This is a genomic window from Cupriavidus sp. SK-3, from assembly GCF_000611145.1.
In the GTDB taxonomy this organism is placed as follows: domain Bacteria; phylum Pseudomonadota; class Gammaproteobacteria; order Burkholderiales; family Burkholderiaceae; genus Cupriavidus.
Genome location: NZ_JFJV02000038.1, coordinates 15,028 through 38,952 on the forward strand (window position 1 = coordinate 15,028; position 23,925 = coordinate 38,952).

At 66.4% G+C, this 23,925-nt stretch carries 25 protein-coding genes and 1 pseudogene; 11 read left to right on the plus strand and 15 right to left on the minus strand.

The features are described 5' to 3' along the window. The gene (locus CF70_RS04215; RefSeq protein ID WP_035860790.1) at positions 1-1,002 is read left to right on the plus strand and encodes a Bug family tripartite tricarboxylate transporter substrate binding protein; all 1,002 of its coding nucleotides are present in this window, start codon (positions 1-3) and stop codon (positions 1,000-1,002) included. Between the two features lie 97 nt (positions 1,003-1,099). On the opposite strand, the gene CF70_RS04220 is transcribed toward CF70_RS04215, so the two are convergent. Then, positions 1,100-2,068, minus strand: coding sequence for a tripartite tricarboxylate transporter substrate binding protein BugE (locus CF70_RS04220; RefSeq protein WP_035860791.1), 969 nt, complete (start codon positions 2,066-2,068; stop codon positions 1,100-1,102). A gap of 118 nt (positions 2,069-2,186) precedes the next feature. Next, positions 2,187-2,813, minus strand: coding sequence for a chalcone isomerase family protein (locus CF70_RS04225; RefSeq protein ID WP_081862011.1), 627 nt, complete (start codon positions 2,811-2,813; stop codon positions 2,187-2,189). A gap of 123 nt (positions 2,814-2,936) precedes the next feature. Between CF70_RS04225 and CF70_RS04230 the strand changes: the two genes are divergently transcribed. Further along, complete coding sequence (locus CF70_RS04230) at positions 2,937-3,830, plus strand: AEC family transporter (protein ID WP_035860794.1); 894 nt, start codon at positions 2,937-2,939, stop codon at positions 3,828-3,830. Here the strand turns inward: CF70_RS04230 and queG are convergent. Next, on the minus strand, positions 3,823-5,046 hold the full coding sequence (gene queG / locus CF70_RS04235; RefSeq protein ID WP_035860798.1) for a tRNA epoxyqueuosine(34) reductase QueG: 1,224 nt from the start codon (positions 5,044-5,046) through the stop codon (positions 3,823-3,825). The genes CF70_RS04230 and queG overlap by 8 nt on opposite strands. Positions 5,047-5,062: 16 nt before the next feature. On the opposite strand from queG, the gene tsaE reads away from it, so the two are divergent. Together tsaE and CF70_RS04245 are read left to right on the plus strand one after the other, a co-directional pair. Further along, on the plus strand, positions 5,063-5,575 hold the full coding sequence (tsaE, locus tag CF70_RS04240) for a tRNA (adenosine(37)-N6)-threonylcarbamoyltransferase complex ATPase subunit type 1 TsaE (protein ID WP_035860801.1): 513 nt from the start codon (positions 5,063-5,065) through the stop codon (positions 5,573-5,575). Continuing rightward, positions 5,569-7,068: an N-acetylmuramoyl-L-alanine amidase gene (locus CF70_RS04245; protein ID WP_035860804.1), complete on the plus strand. Its 1,500-nt coding sequence runs from the start codon at positions 5,569-5,571 to the stop codon at positions 7,066-7,068. The genes tsaE and CF70_RS04245 overlap by 7 nt, the downstream gene beginning before the upstream one ends. A 73-nt stretch (positions 7,069-7,141) precedes the next feature. Here the strand turns inward: CF70_RS04245 and CF70_RS04250 are convergent, their stop codons facing one another. Then, complete coding sequence (locus tag CF70_RS04250; protein WP_035860807.1) at positions 7,142-8,164, minus strand: bile acid:sodium symporter family protein; 1,023 nt, start codon at positions 8,162-8,164, stop codon at positions 7,142-7,144. A 95-nt stretch (positions 8,165-8,259) separates the two neighbouring features. On the opposite strand from CF70_RS04250, the gene CF70_RS04255 reads away from it, so the two are divergent. Continuing rightward, on the plus strand, positions 8,260-9,165 hold the full coding sequence (locus tag CF70_RS04255; protein WP_035860810.1) for a LysR family transcriptional regulator: 906 nt from the start codon (positions 8,260-8,262) through the stop codon (positions 9,163-9,165). 19 nt (positions 9,166-9,184) lie between these two features. Here CF70_RS04255 and CF70_RS04260 read toward each other — a convergent pair whose 3' ends face one another. After that, positions 9,185-9,943 (minus strand): class I SAM-dependent methyltransferase, encoded by a 759-nt coding sequence (locus CF70_RS04260; protein WP_035860813.1) that lies wholly within the window; start codon positions 9,941-9,943, stop codon positions 9,185-9,187. A gap of 206 nt (positions 9,944-10,149) precedes the next feature. On the opposite strand from CF70_RS04260, the gene CF70_RS04265 reads away from it, so the two are divergent. Then, positions 10,150-11,013 (plus strand): helix-turn-helix domain-containing protein, encoded by an 864-nt coding sequence (locus CF70_RS04265; protein WP_235184874.1) that lies wholly within the window; start codon positions 10,150-10,152, stop codon positions 11,011-11,013. 6 nt (positions 11,014-11,019) lie between these two features. On the opposite strand, the gene CF70_RS04270 is transcribed toward CF70_RS04265, so the two are convergent. The 8 genes from CF70_RS04270 to CF70_RS35645 form a co-directional block, all read right to left on the minus strand. Then, positions 11,020-11,778, minus strand: a complete 759-nt coding sequence (locus CF70_RS04270; RefSeq protein ID WP_035860816.1) for a 3-hydroxyacyl-CoA dehydrogenase — start codon at positions 11,776-11,778, stop codon at positions 11,020-11,022. Between the two features lie 188 nt (positions 11,779-11,966). Continuing rightward, positions 11,967-12,632, minus strand: coding sequence for an adenylate kinase (gene adk, locus CF70_RS04275; protein WP_035860819.1), 666 nt, complete (start codon positions 12,630-12,632; stop codon positions 11,967-11,969). A 358-nt stretch (positions 12,633-12,990) separates the two neighbouring features. Next, the gene (gene kdsB, locus CF70_RS04280; RefSeq protein WP_035860822.1) at positions 12,991-13,800 is read right to left on the minus strand and encodes a 3-deoxy-manno-octulosonate cytidylyltransferase; all 810 of its coding nucleotides are present in this window, start codon (positions 13,798-13,800) and stop codon (positions 12,991-12,993) included. 12 nt (positions 13,801-13,812) lie between these two features. After that, on the minus strand, positions 13,813-14,001 hold the full coding sequence (locus CF70_RS04285) for a Trm112 family protein (protein ID WP_035860825.1): 189 nt from the start codon (positions 13,999-14,001) through the stop codon (positions 13,813-13,815). Further along, the gene (lpxK, locus tag CF70_RS04290; protein WP_035860897.1) at positions 13,982-15,091 is read right to left on the minus strand and encodes a tetraacyldisaccharide 4'-kinase; all 1,110 of its coding nucleotides are present in this window, start codon (positions 15,089-15,091) and stop codon (positions 13,982-13,984) included. The genes CF70_RS04285 and lpxK overlap by 20 nt, the downstream gene beginning before the upstream one ends. A gap of 186 nt (positions 15,092-15,277) precedes the next feature. Continuing rightward, on the minus strand, positions 15,278-15,706 hold the full coding sequence (locus CF70_RS04295; RefSeq protein WP_035860827.1) for an ExbD/TolR family protein: 429 nt from the start codon (positions 15,704-15,706) through the stop codon (positions 15,278-15,280). Between the two features lie 6 nt (positions 15,707-15,712). Beyond that, the gene (locus CF70_RS04300; RefSeq protein ID WP_035860831.1) at positions 15,713-16,333 is read right to left on the minus strand and encodes a MotA/TolQ/ExbB proton channel family protein; all 621 of its coding nucleotides are present in this window, start codon (positions 16,331-16,333) and stop codon (positions 15,713-15,715) included. A 623-nt stretch (positions 16,334-16,956) separates the two neighbouring features. After that, positions 16,957-17,211, minus strand: coding sequence for a hypothetical protein (locus CF70_RS35645; protein WP_152561682.1), 255 nt, complete (start codon positions 17,209-17,211; stop codon positions 16,957-16,959). A gap of 175 nt (positions 17,212-17,386) precedes the next feature. Here CF70_RS35645 and xseA point away from each other — a divergent pair, with 175 nt between their 5' ends. After that, complete coding sequence (gene xseA / locus CF70_RS04305) at positions 17,387-18,772, plus strand: exodeoxyribonuclease VII large subunit (protein WP_051648031.1); 1,386 nt, start codon at positions 17,387-17,389, stop codon at positions 18,770-18,772. A gap of 154 nt (positions 18,773-18,926) precedes the next feature. Beyond that, on the plus strand, positions 18,927-19,508 hold the full coding sequence (gene sodB / locus CF70_RS04310; protein WP_006157940.1) for a superoxide dismutase [Fe]: 582 nt from the start codon (positions 18,927-18,929) through the stop codon (positions 19,506-19,508). A 147-nt stretch (positions 19,509-19,655) separates the two neighbouring features. On the opposite strand, the gene CF70_RS04315 is transcribed toward sodB, so the two are convergent. Both CF70_RS04315 and CF70_RS37315 read right to left on the minus strand, forming a co-directional pair. After that, the coding region (locus CF70_RS04315) for a LysR substrate-binding domain-containing protein (protein WP_235184875.1) at positions 19,656-20,318 on the minus strand (663 nt) is incomplete at its 5' end. A gap of 1 nt (position 20,319) precedes the next feature. Beyond that, a pseudogene (locus CF70_RS37315) lies at positions 20,320-20,582 on the minus strand (LysR family transcriptional regulator); the annotation flags it as partial. A gap of 165 nt (positions 20,583-20,747) precedes the next feature. Between CF70_RS37315 and CF70_RS04320 the strand changes: the two are divergent. The 3 genes from CF70_RS04320 (at position 20,748) to CF70_RS04330 (ending at position 23,904) form a co-directional block, all read left to right on the plus strand. Next, complete coding sequence (locus tag CF70_RS04320) at positions 20,748-21,737, plus strand: alpha/beta fold hydrolase (RefSeq protein ID WP_035860837.1); 990 nt, start codon at positions 20,748-20,750, stop codon at positions 21,735-21,737. 38 nt (positions 21,738-21,775) lie between these two features. Further along, entirely contained in the window at positions 21,776-22,759 is a 984-nt protein-coding gene (locus tag CF70_RS04325; protein ID WP_035860840.1) for a glutathione S-transferase family protein, read from the plus strand. 137 nt (positions 22,760-22,896) lie between these two features. Continuing rightward, positions 22,897-23,904: an alpha/beta fold hydrolase gene (locus CF70_RS04330; RefSeq protein WP_414629421.1), complete on the plus strand. Its 1,008-nt coding sequence runs from the start codon at positions 22,897-22,899 to the stop codon at positions 23,902-23,904. Positions 23,905-23,925 lie beyond the last annotated feature (21 nt).

Consider the following 23,925-nt stretch of genomic DNA (forward strand, 5'->3'; position numbering starts at 1 on the left):
ATGGAAAAGCTGGTGAAACGCATGCGGCCGCTGCTACGCGGCTTGCTGACGGTGGGCGTAGGCATGGCCGCGGTATCGACGGTATCGGTGGCGCACGCGCAGGAGTGGAAGCCAGCCAGGCCGGTACGGCTGCTGGTCGGCTTTGCGCCGGGCGGCTCGGCGGACCTGCTGGCGCGGCTGGTGCAGGCGCCGCTGTCGGAAAGCCTGGGGGTTCCCGTGGTGGTGGAGAACGTGCCCGGCGCCGGTGGCAATATCGCCGCCGACAAGGTTGCGAAGTCCCCGGCGGATGGCTACACCATCGGCATGGGCGCCGCCGGCGCGATGGCTGTCAGCCATCTGCTCAATCCCAAGGGAACGCCCTACAAGGTGGAGGATTTCACGCCCATCGTGATGCTCGCCACGCAACCCAATGTGGTGATCGTCACGCCCACCTTGCCGGTCAGGAACATGGCCGATTTCGTCGCCTACGTGAAGCAGACCCCGTCGGCCACCTTCGGCACGTCGGGCGTCGGCACGTCCAATCACCTGATCGCCGAGACCATGCTGCACCGGCTCGGCATCGACATGGCCCATGCGCCGTACAAGGGCGCCACCCCGGTCATCACCGACCTGATGGGCGGGCATATCGCCATGACCGTGGACAATATCACCACGGCGGCCAGCCTGGTCCAGGCTGGCAAGGTCAAGGCGCTGGCCGTCACCAGCAGCACGCGCTCCGCGTTATTGCCCGGCGTGCCGACGCTGGCGGAAAGCGGGCTCAAGGGCTTCGACATGCCCACCTGGCAGGGCATTTTCGGCCCCAGGGACCTGCCAAAGCCGGTTGTGGAGCGCTTCAACAAGGAACTGGTGAAGGCACTGGCGCGGCCGGAGGTGAAGAAGAAACTGGCGGAGTTCGGCTCCGAACCGGTGGGCGATGCGCCTGAGCACTTCGCCAGCTTCCTGGTACAGGACCGCAAGATGTGGGCGGGGGTGATCAAGTCAGCCAACGTCACGCTCGAATAAGCGGCACCGGGGCGCAAATGCCCGCCAAATAAAAAGGCCCCCGTATCGGGGGCCAACGATGCGCTGAAGCCTGGCGTTCATGCAGGCAGGCGCGGTATCACTGCTCCAGCTTGATGTTCTGCACCTTGACCAGGTGCTTCATCTTTTCGAATTCCTTCTTGATCTCGGCCGAGTGCTCCGCCGGGGTGTTGCCCGAGGGTTCGGCGCCGGCGGCTCGCAGGCGCTGCTGGAAGTCCTTGTCCTGCAGTGCCTTGACGGCGGCTTCATTGAGCTTCCTGATGACGTCGTCAGGCGTGCCGGCCGGGGCCACCAGCCCGTACCAGGCCGGGTCGTTCGGCTCCTTCAGTCCCAGTTCGCCGAAGGTCGGCACGTTCGGCAGCGCGTCGATCCGCTTGTTCCATGCCACCACGATCGGGCGCAGCTTGCCGGCCTTGATGTAAGGCATCGAGGAGGGCAGGTTGTCGACCATGATGGGCACCTGGCCGGCCAGCACGTCGTTCAGTGCCGGGCCTGCGCCGCGGTAGGGGATATGGACCATGAAGGTCTTGGTCGAGACCTTGAACTGCTCGCCCAGCATGTGGCCGAAGGCGCAGGTGCCGGAGGTGGCGTACGAATACTTGCCCGGATTGGCCTTCAGCGCAGCCAGGAACTCCTTGTAGTCCTTGGCCGGGAAATTCGGGTTGACCGCGATCACGTTGGCTACGTTGGCCAGGTTGGTGATGGGCTTGAAGTCCTTGATCGGGTCATACGACAGCTTGGGATTGCAAGCCGGGTTGACCGCCATGGTGGACACGGTGGAGATGCCGATGGTGTAGCCGTCGGGCGCGGCCTTGGCGATGGCGTCGGCGCCGATCGAGCCGCCGCCGCCGGCGCGGTTTTCCACCACCACGGGCTGGCCCAGGATGCGGCTCATCTGGTCGGCCGCGCCACGGCCCACGATATCCGTGGTCCCACCGGGCGCGAACGGGATAATCAGCCGGATCGGCTTGCTCGGGAAGCTTTGTGCCTGCGCCAGGGTGGCGGCGGCTGCCAGGCCCAGGGCCAGTGCGATTTTGCTGGATTGCATGAGATCGTGTCTCCCGTCAAAAGACCGGGCGGGGATGTCCCGCCCTAGGTAAAGAACGCCGGCCAGGCATCCGCGGTGGCGGAGCGGCGAGGCCGGCGGCGTGAGTTCTGGCGGGCGGTCAACCGCCCAGGAGTGCGCGCTTGAGTTCCCGGTCGACCGGATGGTCGCCAAGGAAAACGCGCAGCACCGCCTGGTAGAAATCCTCGCCCGGGATCGGCTTGCCGCGCGGCGTGCCGTTGATGGCGACCATGGTGCCGCCATCGGGCGAGAAGTCGAAATTGATCACGTCGCCCTTGCGGGCCGTGCCCATCTGCTCCATGGTCTGCCTGAGCTGGAGCATGCGCTCGGATAGCCGCTGCAGCTGGATCTCGCTGTGGTTTTCGCGAAGCCCGTCGTTCAGCGCCTTGATAAAGGTATCGGGTGCGACTTCGCGCAGCGGCCGGATCTGCAGGCGCTTGGGACCGTGGCCGCCCAGCACCACGGTGGCGTTGCGCGCCTTTTCCGGCAGGTAAAGCGCGGCCACATAGCCCTTGAGAATGAACGCCGAGCGCAGCCCGGTGCCATTGAGCTGCAGTTCCTTGCCGCCGACCCGGATCGCATCGTCGATACGCATGCCCTCGACAACGTTGGCGCGCGCGTGCCCCGGCGGCATGGCCATGGCCGAGCCCACGCAGAGGGTGAGCGCCAGCTGGCTGGCGCGGCGGCGCAGCGATGCACGCGCGGACGGGGTACGACGGGAAAACATGGAAGCTGGACGGTACGACGGAACGTGCCATATTCGTCGATTTCTGAAACAATACCAATTGGTATCTGCCCTAGTCTGCACTTGGTGTGACACGGCGGCCATCACAATAAATAAAACGAGACGATGTCTTCTGCTCTCCTGCTGGTGCCTGATTTCAGCCTGATCCTGATAGGCTGGTTGCTGGTGCGATACACCTCCTTCGATCGGGCCTTCTGGTCGGGCGTGGAGCGCCTGGTGTACTTCGTGCTGTTCCCCGCGCTGCTGCTGCAGTCCACCAACAGCGCCAAGTTCGATTTCTCCTCCACCTCCGCGATGCTCGGCCTGGCGCTGCTGACCACGGCATTCGGCATGGTGGGCGGCTATGCCGTCAAATGGGTGCTGCGGCCGGAACCGCTGGATTTCGCCTCCGGGCTGCAGACCGCATTCCGCTTCAATTCGTATATCGGGCTGGCCCTGGCCGCGCGCCTGGGCGGCAGCGAGGGGCTGGCCATGATGGCGGTGATCGTGGGCTGCACGGTGCCGCTGTGCAATGTGGCCGCGGTCTGGGCGCTGGCCCGCCACGGCGAAAGCCGGCTGTGGCGCGAACTGGCGCGCAACCCGCTGATCCTGGCCACCGCTGGCGGCCTGCTGACCAACCTGATCGGCCTGCACCCGCCGGACGTGGTGGCGATGACGCTGAACCGGCTCGGCTCCGCATCGACCGCGCTGGGGCTGATGACGGTAGGGGCCGGCCTGCAGATGAGCGGCGCCACGGGCGCGATAGGGCCGGTTGCGTGGTGGAGCGGAGTCAAGCTGCTGGCCATGCCTTGCTTTGCCTGGGCGGTGGGGCGGATGTTGCCGCTGACCGGGTTGCAGTCGCAGATCGTGGTGCTGTTCGCCTCGCTGCCGACCGCGTCGAGCGCTTATATCCTGGCCGTGCGCATGGGCGGCAACGGGCCGATGGTGGCGGCGACGATTTCGGTCATGACCGTGCTGGCCATCGTGACCACGCCGTTCTGGCTGTCCCTGGTCAGCTAGCGCGGGCCTCGGCGGCGCGATCCTGCGCCAGCGCCCAGTCGATATGCTCGCGCACCAGCGGGCTGGCCTCGGGCTGGCGCGCCGCCAGCGCGGCGCGTATGCGGGCGGCAAGCGCCGCGTCGCCGCTGGCATTTGCCGCGCGCAGGCTGTTGCCCAGCCCCACCGCCAGGTTGCGCAGCCAGCGTTCGTGGCCGATGCGGCGGATCGGGCTGCCTTCCAGCCGCTGGTTGAATTCCGCCTCGGTCCAGCCGAACAGCTCGGCCATGTCGGGCGCGTCGAAGCCATTGCGCACGTCGAAGTCGGGCAGCGTGGCGCGGTGGGCGAACTTGTTCCAGGGGCAGGCCAGCTGGCAGTCGTCGCAGCCATACACGCGGTTGCCCATCGGCGCGCGCAGCGCCTCGGGGATGGCGCCCTTGTGCTCGATGGTCAGGTAGGAGATGCAGCGGCGCGCGTCGATCCGGTAAGGCTCCAGGATGGCCTGGGTCGGGCAGATATCGATGCAGCGGCGGCAATTGCCGCAGTGGCCAGGCTCCGGCGCGTCGGCCGGGAAGGGCACATCGACCAGGATCTCGCCGAGGAAGAACATCGAGCCGCCTTCGCGGTCGAGCAGCAGCGTGTGCTTGCCGCGCCAGCCCAGCCCGCCCTGGGCGGCCAGCGCCACCTCCATGACCGGCGCCGAATCGGTGAACACGCGATAGCCGAACGGTCCGATGGCGGCCTCGATGCGGCTGGCGAGCTGCTGCAGGCGGTTGCGCAGCACCTTGTGATAGTCGCGGCCCCGCGCATAGAGCGAGATCACGGCGGTGGCGGGGTCATCGAGCCGGGCGAGTTCGTGTGTGCGCCAGTCGTCGGGGCCCGCGGCCGGCAGATAAGGCATGCGCGCCACGATGGCACGTATCGTGCCGGGCACCAGTTCGGCGGGCCGGGCGCGCCGCAGGCCGTGGTTCGCCATATAATCCATGTCGCCGTGGTAGCCCTGCGCCAGCCACGCCATCAATCCTGCCTCAGCCCGGCTGAGATCCACTTCGGCGATGCTGACCGCGTCGAAGCCAAGCTCCGCGCCCCAGGTCCGGATCGAGCGCGCCAGGTCCGCCAGCCCCGCGGCGTCCGTGCCCGGACGTGCAAGGGACGGCCCGGTGCCAGGCTCGCCCATAGGGGCGGAGTCGCTGGCAGGAGGGGGCGAGGCGGCTGGCGCCAGGGTTGCTCGGTCGATCATTCCCGAATTGTACGCAATGCCCCTGCTCCAACAACGCACACTCAACCTGCCCGACGAAGCGGCCACCGCCCGGCTGGGCGCAGCGCTGGCCGATGCCGTGCGCAAGCTGCCGCCGCAGACCGTGCACCTGCAGCTCTCGGGCGACCTCGGCGCCGGCAAGACCACGCTATCGCGCGCCATCCTGCGCGCGCTTGGCCATGCCGGCAAGGTGCGCAGCCCTACCTACACGCTGTGCGAGCCCTACTCGGTCACGCGCGCGGATGGCTCGCCGCTGACCGCCTATCACTTCGACCTGTACCGTTTCGCCGATCCGGAGGAATGGGCCGATGCCGGTTTTCGCGATTGTTTCGCCGAACCGGCCGTTAACCTGGTGGAATGGCCGGAGAAGGCCGGCCGCCTGCTTGGGGAACCGGACCTGCACCTGTTGCTCCAATCGGACACAAGCGGCGCCGACGACGCGGCCGAACGCCGAATCGTTACGCTTAGTGCCTATACTCAGACTGGACTTACCCTGCTTTGCGCATGCTGATCAAGCGAATCGCCACCGACCGCCCCGACGATATCCAGCTGCCCCGCCGTCAATGGCTGGCGCAGTGCCTCAAGGCGAGTGCCGGCACGGTGGTGCTGACACTGGCCGGACCGCAGATCGCCTTTGGCGCCGGCATTGTCGCGGTGCGGGTCTGGCCTGCCGAGGAATACACCCGCGTCACCATCGAATCCGATGCGCCGCTGGCCGCCGTCCACCAGATGGTCCATGGCCCCGACCGCCTGGTGGTGGACATCGATGGCCTGGATCTGTCGCCGACCCTGCGCGAGCTGGTGGCCAAGATCACCTCCAACGACCCCTATATCCAGACCGTGCGCGTGGGACAGAACCGCCCGCGCGTGGTGCGGCTGGTATTCGACCTGAAGGAAGACGTCTCGCCGCAGGTGTTTACGCTGGCGCCGATCGGCAGCTACCGCAACCGCCTCGTGTTCGACCTGTATCCGGTCAACCCGCCCGACCCCCTGTGGAAGCTGGTGCGCGATACCGAGGACAAGCAGCGCCGCTTTGCCGCCACGCAGCCGCCGGCCGGCGCGGACGGCGTGTCCGGCGCGCCTGCCACTAGCGAGGAGGACGTTATCGGCGCGCTGGTGCGCAAGTTCGACGACAAGGGCGGCAACCCGGTGCCCGCCTTGCCGCCGATGGCCGCCGCCCGGCCCAAGCCGCCGGCACCGTCGGTTGCGCCATCCGTCCCGCCGCTGGCGCAGAACAATCCGCCTGCGTCCCTGCCGGCCAACAACCCGCCGGCGGACCGTCCCTTCAAGATGCGCCGCCTGCTGACGGTGGCGATCGATCCCGGCCACGGTGGCGAGGATCCCGGCGCCACCGGCGCGTCCGGCTCGCGCGAGAAAGACGTGGTGCTGCAGATCGCGCACCGCCTGCGCGCCAAGATCGATGCGCAGCCCAATATGCGCGCCATGATGACGCGTGACGCGGACTTCTTCGTGCCGCTCAATGTGCGCGTGCAGAAGGCGCGCCGGGTGCAGGCCGACCTGTTCGTGTCGATCCATGCCGATGCGTTCCTGTCGCCGGAAGCCAAGGGCGCCTCGGTGTTCGCGCTGTCCGAGCGCGGCGCATCGAGCAGCGCCGCGCGCTGGATGGCCAACAAGGAAAACGCCTCCGATCTGATCGGCGGCGCCAACATGGGCAACAAGGATGCCCAGGTGGCGCGCGTGCTGCTGGACCTGTCCACCACCGCGCAGATCAACGACAGCCTGCAGGTGGGCAAGGCCGTGCTGGCGGAGATCGGCGGCATCAACCGGCTGCACAAGGGCAGCGTGGAGCAGGCGGGCTTTGCCGTGCTGAAGGCGCCGGATATTCCCTCGATCCTGGTCGAGACGGCGTTCATCAGCAATCCGGAGGAAGAGCGCAAGCTCAACGACGAGAACCACCAGGAGCAACTGGCCAATGCCATCCTGCGCGGTATCCGCAATTATTTCGCGCGCAATCCGCCGCTGTCGAAGAATCCGTCGGTGTAATGGGTAAAGGGCGGGGCAAGAAACAAAACGGCCGGCAATCATGCCGGCCGTTTGCCATGCTACGCGGTGAAACTCAGGCGCGGGCGGCGGCGCCTTCGGGCAGCGCGTCGCGGCTGGCGTAGCGCGAGGCGATCACTGAGCATACGATCAGCTGCAACTGGTGATAGACCATCAGCGGCAGCACCAGCAGGCCCAGCGCCGGGTGGCCGGCGAACAGGATCTTGGCCATCGGGATGCCGTTGGCCAGGCTCTTCTTGGAGCCGCAGAACACCGCGGTGATCTCGTCTTCCACCGAGAAGCCGAGGCGGCGCGCGGTGAAGGTGGTGGTGGCCAGGATCACCACCAGCAGCACGGCGGCGAGCGCCATCACGGCACCGATGGTTTCCCAGCTGTATTTGTGCCACAGGCCGGCGGCCGTGGCGTCGCAGAACGAGGAATAGACGATCAGCACGATCACGCCGCGGTCGATCTTGCTGGTGATCTGCTTCTTCTTGGCAAGCCAGCTGCCGATCAGCGGGCGGGCCAGCTGGCCCAGCGCGAACGGCAGCAGCAGTTGCAGCGCCACGCCGGTCAGCGCCTTGCCCAGCGGCATCGAGGCACCGCTGGCGCTGATCACAAGGCCCATCAGCAGCGGCGTGACGGCCATGCCGATCAGGCCGGAGATGGTGGCATTGAAGATTGCGCCAGGCACGTTGCCGCGCGCCATCGAGGTCATCGCCACCGAGGAGGAAACAGTCGACGGCAGCGCGCACAGGTAGAACACGCCCAGCAGCAGTTCGGCGGGCAGCGCGTTGCGCAGGCCGAACATCAGCGCCAGCCCGACCACCGGGAAGACGATATAGGTGAAGCTCTGCACGAAGGCATGCAGGCGCCAGTGGCGCGCGCCCGCCACCAGCTTGTCGCGCGAGAGGGCTGCGCCGTGCAGGAAGAAGACCAGGGCCACGCCCAGGTTGGTCACCATGCCAAGGTGCAGCGGGCCGTCGCCGGTGCCGAGTTCCGGTGCCAGCAGCGCGATGCCGATGGCGGTGAGCATGATCAATACGAATCCGTCGATCAGGTCGTAGATTTTCTTGAAGGGTGAGAGGATGGCGGACATGACTGCAAGGTTGGATTAGGGTTTCGCCTAGTATTGGACGCCAGCGAAGCCTAGAATGCAAATTCATTTATCGCATCCATTCATCTCATAGACGCATGAATTACACCCTGCGCCAGTTGCGCGTCTTTCTTGCCGTGGTCGGGCATGGCAGTTTCAGCCGTGCCGCGGATGCCGTCGGCCTGACCCAGCCCGCGGTCAGCCGCGGCGTGGCGGAGCTTGAGGAAGCACTTGGGGTACGGTTGCTCGACCGCACCACGCGGGAGGTGGTGGTGACCGATGCGGGGCAGGCGCTGGCGCCCGCGATCGAACGCCTGCTTGGCCAGCTGGACGACACGCTGGAAGAAACGCGGCAACTCGGCGAGCGCTATCGCGGCCGCGTCGTGATTGCCAGTGCGCCCACGATTTCGGCCCGCCTGATGCCGCTCTATGTGTCGGCCTGCGCGCGCCAGTATCCGGATATCCGCCTCAGCATTCGCGATAACGTGCAGGCCGACGGCCTGGAGCAGATCCGGGCGGGGGCGGTGGATTTCGGCGTGCTGATCGATCCGCAGGCGCCCGAAGGGCTGACCATCGCGCCGCTGGCCACCGATCCGTTCTGCTTTGTGTGCCGGCGCGATCACCCGTTGGCGGATGCCGATTCCGTGCCGTGGTCGGCGCTCGATGGCATGCCGCTGGTGCTGCTCGATTTCGCCTCGGGCAGCCGGCCCCTGATCGACCGGATCTTCGCCAGTCACGGTATATCGCCCAACGTGGTGCAGGAACTGGGGCATTCGGCCAGCGTGTTCGGCATGGTCGAGGCCGGCATCGGCGCCTCGGTGTTGCCCTCGTTCTCGCTGCCGCTGCCCGCCGCGTCGCCGCTGGTCTGGCGGCCGCTGACGCCGCGCGAGGAACGCCGCATCGTCATGGTCTGCCGGGAAGACCGTTCTCTGTCGCCATCGGCGGCGGCCGTCTGGCAGATGGTGCGGAGCCTGCCGTTGCCGGCCGAGCCAGCCATGCCTTAGCCAGCGGCGGCCGGCAGGCTTAGCTGCGCGAGGCCGTCAGCATCACCGCTTCCAGTGCAAAGCTGCCGTCCTGCTTGACCAGGTAGTGGTCACGTACTTCCGCCGGCGCCAGTTGCCACAGGTGCTGGATCGCGGCCACCGCCACGGGAGGCGTGCGCATGCGCTGCACCCAGGTGGCGAACTCAAGCTCGATGCGCCAGACCGGGGACACGCTGGCGCTGAAGCCTGCGGCCTCCAGCATGGCTTGCCAGGCGGGCCCGGTGTAGTCGCGGATATGGGAAGGATCGCGCAGCAGTTCCACCGATTGCAGCCAGGTGTCGAGCAGCGGGTCTTCCGAGCCGGCAATGTCGATCAGCACGATCTTGCCGCCCGGCTTGAGCACGCGATGCATCTCCGTCAGCGCTGCCGGCACGTTGCGCCAGTGGTGGGCGCTCATGCGCGAGATCACCGCATCGAAGCTGGCATCGCCGAAGGGCAGCGATTCCGCCGCGCCCTGGCGGGTGCGGATATTGGCCAGGCCCTTGTCGCGGGCTGCCCCTTCCACCACCGCCAGCATTTCGGCTGACAGATCGTAAGCCGTCACTTCGGCTGCAACACCCGCCGCCGCGAAGCTCGCATGGCCGGCCCCGCAACCCAGATCCAGCACCCGCGCCGCCGGCAGGCTTGCCAGCTCCTGCGCAAGCTGTTGCAGGTCGGCGCCCTGGGCGTGGACCGCGCTGGTGAGGTAGGCGCTGGCGGTGGCGCCGAACTGGGCGGCAACGAGTTCTTGTTGTTGCATGAGGCTCTCCTGGCGGCGATGGCCGCTGGTGAATTCTAGTGAAGGGATTTGCAGGGATTCGGTGCTTGCCCGCTTAACGGGTTCGACGTACTGTAGCAGGCTGTTCTCCCGGTACAAGTCAGGCTTTTATCCTGGTATAAAACGCACCAGTTTCCATCCTGTCGGGATGCTTCGTGCCCGTTCCGCCCAGTACACCCAGTCCACTCATGATCGATTACGACACAACAGCCGAATCGTCCGGCCAGTCCGCCGCCGCACCCGATGCCGCCAGCGCACGCGAACTCACGCGCGAGGCCGTGCTGGGCCGCTTCCTGCGCGCGCACCGCGAGCGCGTGGCCCCGGAACAAGTCGGGCTGGCACCGGGCCGCCGGCGCCGCACGCCGGGTTTGCGGCGCGAGGAACTGGCGCAGCTGTCGGGCCTCAGCGCTACCTGGGTCACGTGGCTGGAGCAGGGCAGGCCCGTGGCGCTGTCGGCGCGCGCGCTCGCCAGCCTGGCCAGCGCCTTGCGGCTGACGCGCGCGGAGCGGGCCTATCTGTTCGAGCTGGCCGGACGGCGCGATCCGATGCAGGCGCAGGACGAACATGTCCCGGCCACGGTCCTGGCCAGCGTGGAAGCCATCGCCGGACCGGCCTATCTGCTGGACCGGCAGTGGAACGCGCTGGCCTGGAATGCCGCCGCGGCCGACCTGTTCATCGGCTGGCTCGATCCCGCCAGCGCCGAGCGCAACCTGCTGCGCAGCATGTTCCTGTCGCCGGGCTTGCAGGCACTGGTGGACGACTGGCCGCACCGGGCGGCACGGCTGGTGGCGGAATTCCGCGCGCACAGCATTCGCCATGCCGAAGACCCGCCGACGCGGGCGCTGGTGGAAGGATTGATTACCGAGAGCCAGGTGTTCCGCAAGGACTGGCTGTCGCAGGACGTGGAAGAACGCCAGGGCGGCCGCCGCGGCTTTCGCCATCCGCGGCGCGGGCTGCTGCACTTCGAGCAGCTCACGCTGGTGCCGGCAGCCGCGCCGGGGTTGACGCTGGTGATGCTGATGCCGGCGCGGGCGCTGACGGAAGAAAGCTGACGCGCCTTACTTCGGCTGCATGCGGATGGCGCCGTCGAGCCGGATCACCTCGCCGTTGAGCATGGTGTTGCCGATGATGGCGGCGACCATCTTCGCGTACTCTGCCGGGCGGCCGAGGCGCGAGGGGAACGGCACCATCTTGCCAAGGGCGTCCTGCACCTCTTGCGGCATGCCCAGCAGCATCGGCGTCTCGAAGATGCCCGGCGCGATCGTCATGCAGCGCACGCCATCGCGCGACAGGTCGCGGGCAATGGCCAGGGTCATGGCGACGACGCCGCCCTTGGAGGCGGCGTAGGCAGCCTGGCCGATCTGGCCGTCGAACGCCGCCACCGAGGCGGTGTTGATGATCACGCCGCGCTCGCCTTCGGCGTCGGGCGTGTTGCGCACCATGGCCGCGGCAGCGAGCCGGATCATGTTGAAGGTGCCGACCAGGTTGACGCGGATGGTCTTGTCGAAGGCGTCCAGCGGATGCGGGCCGTTCTTGCCGACTGTCTTGTTGGCGGTGGCGATGCCGGCGCAATTGACCAGCCCGGCCAGGCGGCCCAGCGCGGTGGCGGCGTCCACGACGGCTTGCCCGTCGGCCTCGTTGCTGACGTCGCAGCGCACGAAGCGTCCACCCAGTTCCGCCGCCAGCGCGGTGCCGGCGGCCTCGTTGAGGTCGGCGATCACCACCTTGCCGCCGGCGGCCGCCAGCATGCGGGCGCTGCCCTCGCCGAGCCCGGAGGCGCCACCAGTGACGATAAATACGTTGTCGCGGATTTCCATGCTTGTCTTCCTCGCTTGAACTTGAGTGTGTGGTTCTTTGATTTTCTGGTGCTGCGGATACGGCATGGTGACATAACGTTTACGTAAACGTCAATCCGGGCTCAAAGGACGGCGCTCAATGCCCAGAAACAAAGAAAGCGACCCGTAGGTCGCTTTCTTTGTTTCATGCAGCGCTTGCGGCGCGCAGATTACTTCAGTGCGTCGAACACGCGCGCGGTGATGTCTTCCACGCTGCCAACGCCCGCGATCTTGCGGTACTGCGGCGGCGAAACCTTGGCCGACGCATCGCCATCGGCGGCCCACCTGGAGTAGTAGTCCACCAGCGGACGGGTCTGCTGGGAGTAGACATCGAGGCGCTTCTTGACGGTCTCTTCCTTGTCGTCGTCGCGCTGGATCAGCGGTTCGCCGGTGACATCGTCCAGGCCTTCGGTCTTGGGGGGGTTGTACTTGACGTGATAAGTACGGCCCGACGCCACGTGGGCGCGGCGCCCGCTCATGCGCTCGATGATGGCGTCGAACGGCACGTCGATTTCCAGCACGTAGTCGATCGCCACGCCCGCTTCCTTCATGGCTTCGGCCTGCGGAATGGTGCGCGGGAAGCCGTCGAACAGATAGCCGTCCTTGCAATCGGCCGCCTGCAGGCGGTCCTTGACCAGGCCGATGATGATGTCGTCCGACACCAGTCCACCTGCATCCATCACCTTCTTGGCTTCCACGCCTAGCGGCGTGCCGGCCTTCACCGCGGCGCGCAGCATGTCGCCGGTGGAGATTTGGGGGATGCCGAACTTTTCGCAGATGAACTGGGCTTGCGTGCCTTTGCCGGCGCCAGGTGCGCCCAACAGGATCAAACGCATTACGGGTCCTCAGAGTTTTGAATCTGGTATGGCAGGGGGAATGGAAGGAGGGTAACGCCGAAACTTGACGCGAGGCTTACCGCGCCATCAGGTCGGCGCACCCCGGATCGGAGTCTGGTCTGTTGACGGTCGGCACGCTTTAGCCGCTGCCTCTGGCGGCGGGCGGGTACCGAACGGGCTCACTCTTCATCTCCCCACCGAGCCTTGGCCGGGCGCCCGGGCGCCCGACGGCTCTGTATCGCCGAGCATTATGCCACGAGGCGGCGCGAAATCGGCTTGCCGCGGCGGTGACATCTGTCATGACTTATGTTGTGGCTTGCGGGATCGCCGTGGTGCCCGGCGGCCACACCAAGTGCACTCAAGGTCCTTCTTGCGCCATGGCCTGTGCCCACAGCGCGCGCACGCGTTCCAGGTCGGCTTGCGTATCGACGCCCGGCGCGGGCGCGGCCGCTGTCTCCAGCACGCCGATCCGCTCGCCATGCCACATCGCGCGCAACTGCTCCAGCGCTTCGGTCTGCTCCACCGGCGACAGCGCCAGCGTCGGGAAGCGACGCAGGAATCCCGCGCGGTAGGCATAAAGGCCGATGTGGCGCAGCACCGGCATGGCGGGCAACGCCACCTGCGCGGTGGCGGCCGCCGCGGCGGGCACGCCGGCCCAGGCATCGCGGGCCCAGGGGATCGGCGCGCGGGAGAAATACAGCGCGCGGCCGCCGGCATCGCACACCACCTTCACCACGTTGGGATTGAAGACGTCGGCGATATCGCCGATCGGATGGGCGGCGGTGGCGATGGCGCAATCGGCGTGGTGCGCCAGGTGCAGCGCCACCTCGTCGATCAGGCCCGGTTCGATCAAGGGTTCGTCACCCTGGACATTGACCACGATGGCGTCATCCGCCAGGCCCAGCAACGTGGCCACTTCGGCCAGGCGGTCGGTGCCCGAGGGATGGTCGGCGCGCGTAAGCACAGCCTCGATGCCGTGCGCCGCGCAGGCCGACGCCACTTCGGGCGCATCGGTGGCGACTACCGTGCGCTGCGCCGAAGAGGCATGAGCCCGCTCGGCCACGCGCACGATCATGGGTTTGCCGCCGATATCGGCCAGCGGCTTGTTGGGCAGCCGGGTCGAGGCCAGGCGGGCGGGGATGACGACAGTGAAAGCTGGCAGCGACATGATGCGACCCGTTTATTCCGGCGAGACCAGCCTGCCGGGCACGGTCTGGCGTGCTTCATCGGCGAGCATGATGGGAATGCCATCGCGGATCGGATAGGCCAGTTTATCGACCTGGCAGATCAGTTCCTGGGCGGCACGGTCGTATTCCAGCTTGCTCTTGCACAGCGGGCAGACCAGGATTTCAAGCAGCCGGTTGTCCATCTTGCGTTTCCTTGGTGTGGCCGGCGGCGATCGCGGCACCCTGCGCGGCGGGCGCGGCCTGGGCGTGCGCGGCGACGGCGCGGCGAATTTTGTCGATCAGGCCCGCGTCGATCACGGGCGTGGTGGGGACGACCCAGATCCGCGGGTCGAGCGGGTCACTGAGGCGCTCGCATTTTACGGCATCCTTCTCGGTGATCAGGATGGCGTCGGCTGCGCGCGCGACGGGATCGCCGGCAAAGGGGTCTTCGGCGAAGTCGTAGTGGTCCGGCAGCGGCATGGTGTCGGGTGCCAGGCCGGCGGCCCGCAGGCTGGCGAAGAAGCGTTCGGGGTTGCCGATGCCGGCGGCGGCCAGCACACGCTGCCCGGCAAACGCGGACAAGGGCCTGGCCATGGCCGGATCGGCCAGTTGCCAGGCGTCGTCGAGCACCAGGCGCATGCCATAGACATCCGGCTTGTCCGCGCTGGCGCGGAAGTCGGGGTCATTGATCAGGGTGGCGTCGCGCCGGCGCGAGAGCGATTCGCGCAGCGGGCCCGCCGGCAGCAGCAGGCCGTTGCCGCCCATGCGCGTATCGAACATCACGATCTCGAAATCGCGTTGCAGCTTGTAGTGCTGCAGGCCATCGTCGAGCAGCAGCACGTTGATGCCGGGATGCGACACCAGCATGGTCTGCGCGCACAGCGCGCGGTCGGGGAAGACCCAGACCGGCACGTCGGTGGCGCGGGCGATCAGCAGCGGCTCATCGCCCACGTCCTTGGCCTGCGAGGTTGGCTTGACCCGGCGCGGGTGCTTGAGCGTGACGCCGTAGCCACGCGAAACCACGCCCGGACGCAGGCCGGCTTCGGCCAGCGCATGCGCCAGCGCGATGACCGCCGGCGTCTTCCCGGTACCGCCCACCGTCACGTTGCCCACAACGATCACCGGCATCGGCAGCCGCGTCGAACGGTACCAGCCGCGCCGATATGCCAGCCGCCGCCAGCCGCTGATCAGGCCGAACAGCCACGACAGCGGCAGCATCAGCCAGGCGAACCAGCCGCGGCGCTGCCATTGGGCGGTCACGAAGTCGGCAAGGGCGTGGCGGGGAGCGGACATGGGCGTGGTTGGCTGGGCAGGGCGGTAGTGTTGCGTTGTGAAGGGCGGGAAGCGAGGGCGCGGCGAACCGGCGCCCCGGGCGGGCAGCACCGGCATCACCGGCATGCTACCTAGCCATTATGGGCACCTTGCGGCGCCCCCCGCAAGCCGCGGCTTGCGGGAATCGGGTATTGGGTGTCTGGCCGGTCAGCGCGCCTGCGAGCTTTGCGTGGCGAAGGTCAGGCGGGGCAGTCCGGCCAGGCGGGCGGCTTCCATGACATTGATCACGGACTGGTGCGTGGCCTGCGCATCGGCATTGACGATCAGCACCGGCGGCTGGCCGTCGGCCGGGCCGGCAACCTCGCGCAGGCGCTGGGCCAGGCTGGTCACGTCCTGCTGGTCCATGACCTGCTTGTTGATCGAATAGACACCCTTGGCCGACACGGACACCACAATCTCGCCGGGGCGCTGTTGCGCCTTTTCGGCGTCGGCGGTCGGCAACTGGATCTGCAACTCGGTATAGCGCGAGTATGTGGTCGTGATCATCAGGAAGATCAGGATCACGAGCAGGACGTCGATCAACGGGATGAGGTTGATCTCCGGTTCTTCGCGCCGCTGGCGGGATCGGAATTGCATGGCGGGTCAGGCGCGGCGCTGCGGCAGGATGGCGTCCAGGAAGGCGGTGGCGCGGAACTCCAGTTCCGCCACGTAATCGTCCACGCGGCGGCGGAAGTAGCGCCAGAAGATCAATGCCGGGATCGCGATGATCAGGCCGAATGCGGTGTTATAGAGTGCCACCGAGATGCCGTGGGCCAGTTGCTCGGGGCTGGCGCCAGACCCGCCCTGGCTGCCGAAGATCTCGATCATGCCGATCACGGTGCCCAGCAGGCCCATCAGCGGCGCCACCGAGGCGATGGTGCCGAGGGCGTTCAGGTAGCGCTCCAGCTCGTGCGCCACCGCGCGGCCAGCCTCTTCCACCACTTCCTTGGCGGCATCGCGGGAGGTATGCGGCTGCAGCACCACATGGCGCAGGCCTGCGGCCAGCACGCGGCCCAGCGGAGAATTCTGTTCCAGCGTATTGACCACCTCCGGCGTGGCACGGCGTTGCTGTGCCACCGACAGGGCTTCGTCGTACAGCTTGGGCGGCAGCACCTTGCTGCGCTTGAGGCTCAGGAAACGTTCGACGATCAGCGCGAGAGCGATGACCGAAGCCAGCAACAAGGGCCAGATCGGCCAGCCGGCCGCTTGAATGATAGAAAACACGTGGGACCCCGATTCGACAGCTTGTCTCTCATGCCAGCCGCCGCGGCCGTTCGCGTGCTGGCTGTGTTCGAAAAAATCAGGCGCCACTCTAACCCGCTGCACCGGGCGCGGCAAGACGCAGCACCGTGTTGTATCGGAAGCGCATCGCGCGCCGTGGTGCCCGGGGCGTCGACTGGCGGGATGTCCACATGGAACAGGGACAGCGCTGTGGATGAATTGTGGACAGTGGGCTGACAAAGAGGTCAAGCTACTGATTCGAAAGGAAAAATTGTATATCGCTTAAAAAATGGGCAGCCGGCGAATGGCGAAGACATCCTCCGACCGGCCGGGAAACGGCCAACGCTCAGGCGCCGGCTATCCACATTAAAACAGGACAGTGCTGTGGACCGGTTGTGGACAGAAGCCTGAAAGGACACCTAACTCATTGATTTAAAAGAGGGGTGGAGGGGGTGCTTAAATAATGTGCAGAGCGCGCCAGATGGGGCCGCCAGAGCGCTGTCTGCCTCCGAAAAGGGAAAAATCCGGCCAAGTCTCCCCCTTTCCACATTCATCCGGGACAGTCTTGTGGACGGGTTGTGGAAAACTATCTGAGAAGCGCTGTAACCCATTGATTGGAAAACACTTCATTGTTGTTGATTAAAAAATGGGCAGAGCTTGTTTAACGGGGCCATGTCGGCAGCCCGGCCGACTTCCGGGGTGTCGGGACTTGGCGCCTCGAAAAAGCGCCGCAAAAGGCGCGCCTGGCCAATCGGCGACACTGTGTCAGTGACTTTCAGTGGGTTATCCACAAGCGGGACTCTTCCGGCAAGGTTGTCCAGAAAAAATGTGGATAACTTTGTGAACAAGCCGGGGGTGCTGCCGGTAAGTCGTTGACGCATAAGGGGTTTGCTTACATTGCCTAAAAAATAAGACGGCGGAAAGGGCATAAGAATCAAAGGCTTGTGTCAAGTCGCACGGTCTGGAGGGGTGGTTGCATCGCGAATGCAGGGAGGCTTGACAGACAGGTTATGCTGTGGACATGTCCATTCCACGCCGCTTGCCCGGCCGTGCGCCATGTCAGAACCGCTGAACTTTTCGCGTGAACCGCAGCCTATGGCGCCTCCCGGCGCGCGCGAAGCGATCCCTGTCGGGGAGCTCAACCACGCTATCGCCCAGGTGCTGGAACGCAACTTTCCACTTACCTGGGTCCGGGGCGAAATCTCCAACTTCACACGCGCCGCGAGCGGCCACTGGTACTTCTCGCTCAAGGATGCGCGCGCCCAGATCCGCTGCGTGATGTTCCGCGGCCGCAACCAGCATGTCGGCTTCATGCCGCGCGAGGGCGAGGCGGTCGAGGTCAGGGCGCTGGTGTCCATGTACGAGGCACGCGGCGAATTACAGCTCGGCGTGGAGGCCATGCGCCGCGCGGGTCTCGGCAATCTCTATGAGGCATTCCTGCGGTTGAAGGAAAAGCTGTCCCAGGCCGGGCTCTTCGCGCCCGAGCGCAAGCGGCCCGTGCCCGCCCATCCGCGCACCATCGGCGTGATCACCTCGCTGCAGGCCGCCGCGTTGCGCGATGTGCTCAGCACGCTGCGCCGGCGCGCGCCGCATGTGCCGGTCGTGGTTTACCCTGTGCCGGTCCAAGGTGCCGGCGCGGCGGCCAGGATCGCCGCGATGATCGATACCGCCAGCGAGCGCGACGAGTGCGACGTGCTGATCCTGTGCCGTGGCGGCGGCAGCATCGAGGACCTCTGGTCGTTCAACGAGGAAAGCGTGGCGCAGGCGATTGCCCGCTGCGCCGTGCCCGTGGTATCCGGGGTTGGCCATGAAACCGACTTCACTATTGCAGATTTCGTCGCCGACGTGCGCGCACCGACGCCTACCGGTGCAGCCGAGCTGGTCAGCCCGGACCGCGCCCACATGCTGATGCAGGCCAACCGCGCGCGCGATGCGCTGGCCCAGGGCATGCAGCGCCAGCTCGACCGGCGCGCGCAGAACCTGGACTGGCTGGCCCGCCGGCTGCGCAGCCCGCAGGCCCAGTTGCAGGAGCGCCGCGTGCAGGTCGACAACCTGATGCGCCACCTGCGTTCCGCGCTGCGCGATACGGTGGCGGCCCAGCGGCACCGGCAGCAGGTGCTCGCCATGCGCTGGGCGGCCGGGCGTCCCGACCTTGCGCTGGCCCAGGCCGAACTGCGCCGGGCCGCCCTGCGGCTGCGCGACGCCACGCAGCGCCAGCACGAGCGCGCCGTCCAGCGCTGGCAGCGCGCCGCCGGCTCGCTGGAACTGCTGGCGCCGCAACGCACCCTGGAGCGGGGCTACGCCGTGCTGCTGGACCAGCGCGGCCGCGCATTGCGCTCGCCGGCCGAGTTGCATGCGGGCTCGACGATCGAAATCCATCTGGCCGAAGGCGTGGCCGACGCCGGCATCGCCAGCGTGCAGCCCCGGCTGGCCGAGCTGTAGGCGTGGCGGCGCGTCGGCGGGCCGCCGACAGCGCTCGCATATCGATCAAACTAATATGATCGAAGGGGCTTTGTTTGCCGCGTTTGCGCGGGTATGGCAAGTCCCCTACAATCGACAATTCCTGATCTTCAACCCCACAGAAAGAGACAGAACAATGGAACATACTCTCCCCCCGCTGCCCTACGCTCATGATGCGCTCGCCCCGCACATCTCCAAGGAGACCCTGGAGTTCCACCACGACAAGCATCACCAGACCTACGTCACCAACCTGAACAACCTGATCAAGGGCACCGAGTTCGAAAACTCGACGCTCGAAGAGATCGTCAAGAAGTCTTCCGGCGGTATCTTCAACAACGCCGCCCAGGTGTGGAACCACACCTTCTACTGGGATTCGCTCAAGCCCAACGGCGGCGGCCAGCCCACCGGCGCTCTGGCCGATGCCATCAACGCCAAGTTCGGCTCCTTCGACAAGTTCAAGGAAGAATTCACCAAGACCGCGGTCGGTACCTTCGGTTCGGGCTGGGCGTGGCTGGTGAAGAAGGCCGACGGTTCGCTGGACCTGGTCTCGACCTCCAACGCCGCCACTCCGCTGACCACCGATGCCAAGCCGCTGCTGACCTGCGACGTGTGGGAACACGCTTACTACATCGACTACCGCAATGCCCGTCCGAAGTACGTCGAGGCATTCTGGAACGTCGTGAACTGGGACTTTGCCAGCAAGAATTTCGCGGGTTGATTTCGCGCTGCCGCCGAGCGGCGGCGGCTTGCGCACCGGACAACTCCGCTGCGTGAACCGCGCCGCGGAACGGCAAACGGAAAAGGGCCCATCGGGGCCCTTTTCCGTTGTTGCGCCGCGATGTTCGCGTTCAGCCGTCCCGCCGGCTCAGGCGAACAGGTCCATGCCTTGCACAAGGCGCTTCGCCAGGCGCGGCTGCTTCAACTGATCCAGCCACCATTGCAGCGCGCGGCCCTCATGGTCGCCCCGCCAGGCGACGTAGAGCGTATTGGGCTCGCGCGGATCGGCCGTGCGTTTTTCCACCAGTTCGCCACGCCTGAGCAGCGACGCCACCCGGTACCGCGGCAGCCAGCCGACACCGAGTCCTTCGCGCTGCGCCAGAATCTTGGCGCGCATGCTCGGCACCGCCAGCGAGGCTTGCCCGCCGACCAGGCCGTAGGCGCGTCCCGCCGTGCCGCGCGATGAATCGGCTACCACCACCGCGCGGTGTGCCGAGATGCGTTCCCGCGTGAGCGGTCCTGCCACGCTGGCGAGCGGATGGCGCGGCGCCACGGCGAATACCCACTCCACCACGCCCAGTTCGAACCAGCGCAGTCCTGGAATGGCGGGCGGCTCGTTGGTCGCTCCGACGATCACATCCGCGCGGCCATCGCGCAGCGCTTCCCAGGTGCCGCTAAGGACTTCGTGGGTCAGGCGAATCGCCACGCCGGACTGCAACGTGTCGAAGCTGCGGATCACGGGCATCAGCGATTCGAACTCCAGCACCTCGTCGGTGACGATCCACAGGCGGTCTTCCCAGCCGCTGGCGGCNCTGGCGACCTGCCGCACGCGCTGCGTCATGCGGGCTACGTCCTGCATCAGCCGTGCGGCCTCGTCGGCCAGCAGGTGTCCGGCCGGCGTCAGCTGCAGCCGGTAGCGGCGGCGGTCGAACAACAGTGCGTCGAAGCGGCCTTCGAGTTGCCGCGCGGCATGTGAGATGGTCGATGGCGCTTTGCCAAGGCGGGCTGCCGCGCGGGACAGGCTGCCGCTTTCCCTGATGGCTTCCAGTAACGCCAGTTCGTCTTCCGACAACATGTTCAATTCCGTCGAACGAGTTCATCGGGAAAATCGTACGGCAAAACGGCGCCGCCGGGGCAGTATTCATGCACAGCATTTCATCGCATTCCCGAACCCCATTTTGTTTGCGGTGCCATCGGCCAGGCAACCAGTCCTGCGGCGGCGCTGTCACCGGAGAACGTCATGACCCTCATCCACCGCATGGCACGCCGTATCAGCGTCGCGGTACTCATGTCCAGCGTAGCCGCGCTCACATTCGCTGCGTTCGCCTTCCTGGCGCCCGCCAGCGCGGCGGAGCGCGCCGGCAGCAGCGCGGTCCGGCCACATACGATCCACGCAAATGGCGTCACGTTGCACTATCTTGAAACCGGGCAAGGCAGCGGCACGCCCGTCGTGCTGCTGCACGGCTACGCGGAAACCAGCCATATGTGGCTGCCCTTGATGACTCGGCTCGGTGACAAGCGTGTCGTGATCGCACCGGACCTGCGCGGCGCCGGCGCGTCGGAAGTCACGCCGTCGGGCTATGAGAAGAAGAACCTCGCGCAGGATATTCACGCAATGGTCCAGGCGCTTGGCTACCGCAAGGTCAACATCGTCGGCCACGATATCGGCCTGATGGTGGCCTACGCCTACGCGGCGCAGTACCCGGACGAAGTGGAGAGCGTGACGCTGATGGATGCGTTCCTGCCCGGCGTGGGCGACTGGCAGAAGGTCTGGCTGCTGCGCGACAAGTGGCACTTCAATTTCTACGGCGATACGCCGGAGAAGCTGGTGAAGGGACGCGAGCGCACATACTTCGAGCATTTCTGGAACGACTTCGCCGCCGACCCGGCGCGCTCGGTGCCGGAAGCCAGCCGGCAGCGCTACGCCGCGGCCTACGCCCGGCCTGGCCGGATGCGCGCGGGGTTCGAATTCTTTCATGCGTTCCCGCGGGATGCCGAGGATTTCGCTGCCCTGGCGAAGCAGCCGCTGCCGATGCCCATGCTGGTGCTGGCCGGCGAGAAGGCGTCAGGTAATTTCCTGATCGACCAGGCGCGCCTTGTCGCCACCCATGTGCAAGGCGTGATCGTCAAGGGCTCGGGGCACTGGCTGATGGAAGAAGCGCCGGGGCAGACCATCCCGGCCATCGTGAGCTTTATCAACGCACCGTCGCAAGCAGTTGGCGCCGACTGAAAAATCTGGCGCATCATCGCGCCACCAGGAGTATCGAAATGGGACTGCTCGTCAACGGAAAATGGCAAGACCGCTGGTATGACACCGCATCCACCGGGGGCCGCTTCGTCCGCAAGGACGCGGCCTTCCGCAACTGGGTAACGCCCGACGGCGCGGCCGGCCCGAGCGGCGTTGGCGGCTTCAGGGCCGAAGCCGGCCGCTATCATCTCTACGTGAGCCTGGCATGCCCGTGGGCACACCGCACGCTGATCATGCGTGCCCTGAAAGGGCTCGAAGACATGATCAGCGTCTCCACCGTCCACTGGCTGATGCGGGGCGAGGGCTGGACCTTCGCCGAGGGCCCGGGCGTGGTCCCCGACACCGTCAACGACGCGCGCCTGCTGCACCAGGTTTATACCGCGGCCGCCCCGGACTACACCGGACGCGTGACCGTGCCCGTGCTGTGGGACAAGACGCAATCGACCATCGTCAGCAATGAGTCGTCGGAGATCATCCGGATGTTCAACGCGGCCTTCGATCACCTGGGCGCCAGGGCCGGCGACTACTATCCGGAGGCATTGCGCAGCGAGATCGACGAGGTCAATGCGAGGGTGTACGACACCGTGAACAACGGCGTCTACAAATCCGGATTCGCCACCACGCAAGCCGCCTATGAAGAGGCGGTCGCGCCGCTGTTCGAGACGCTCGACTGGCTTGAGCAGCGCCTGGGGACGCGACGCTTCCTGACCGGCGATGCTCTCACGGAGGCCGATATCCGCCTGTTTACAACGCTGGTCCGCTTTGATGCGGTTTATGTCGGCCACTTCAAATGCAACCTGCGCCGCATCGCCGACTACAAGAACCTCGCGGCCTACACGCGGGATATCTACCAGCTTCCCCGTATCGCGGAGACGGTCAGTATCGAGCACATCAAGCGGCACTATTACGAGAGCCATCTCTCGATCAATCCGTCAGGCGTAGTGCCGGCGGGTCCTGTGCTTGATTTCGCCTCGCCGCCGGACCGCGCGCGGCTGGCGTCATGAGTCACCGGCGCGCGGCATCTGTTGCGCAGCGCTCTCGTTCATGCTTCGCGAGCTCGCCCGCGTGCTTGCGCTTTCCGACCTTCTCTTCGCCAGCGAGTCCAGCCGCCATGATGTTCCGTCGCCAATCCTTGTTCGCCATGCTCATCGCGGCCATCGCCGCCACGTCTCCGTCCGTGCTGGCCGCCACGGCTGACGATGGCCCGGCATACGGGCCAGAACTGCAAGGCTTCGACTACCCGGCCCCCGTCCGGCAGTTCGCGTTCACCTCGCAGGGCGAGGCGATGCATATGGCCTACATGGACATCAGGCCGGAGCACGCTAACGGCCGCACCGCGGTTTTGCTGCACGGAAAGAATTTCTGCGCGGCGACCTGGGAAGGCACCATCAAGGTGCTCAGCGCGGCCGGCTATCGCGTTATCGCGCCTGACCAGATCGGTTTTTGCAAGTCCAGCAAGCCGGCGCGCTATCAGTACTCCTTCCAGCAGCTCGCGCGCAATACCCACGCCTTGCTCGAATCGGCCGGCGTCGGCCAGGCCACGGTGATCGGCCATTCGACTGGCGGCATGCTGGCCATGCGCTATGCGCTGATGTACCCGCAGCAAACGGAGCAGCTTGCGCTGGTCAACCCGATCGGCCTCGAAGACTGGAAGGCGAAGGGCGTGCCGTCGCTGTCGGTCGACCAATGGTACGCACGCGAGCTGGCCACCAGCGCCGACAAGATTCGCGGCTACGAGCAGGCAACCTACTATGTGGGCACGTGGCGTCCCGAGTACGAGCCGTGGGTGCAGATGCTGGCGGGCATGAACCGCGGTCCGGGCAAGCAGCAGGTGGCCTGGAATTCCGCGCTGATCTACGACATGATCTTTACACAGCCCGTCGTGTACGAGCTGGGCGCGCTCAAGACGCAGACCCTTCTGCTGATCGGCGACAAGGACACCACGGCGATCGCCAAGGATGCCGCGCCGCCCGAAGTCCGCGCGAAAGTCGGCAACTATCCGGCGCTGGCGCAGCTCACCCTGAAGGCGCTGCCGAATGCGAAACTGGTCGAGTTTCCGGACCTGGGCCACGCGCCGCAGATGCAGGATCCCCAGGCCTTCCACAAGGCGCTGCTCGATGGGCTTGCGGCATTGCCCGCAAGCCGCTAGCGCTAACCACGGGTGAGCGCC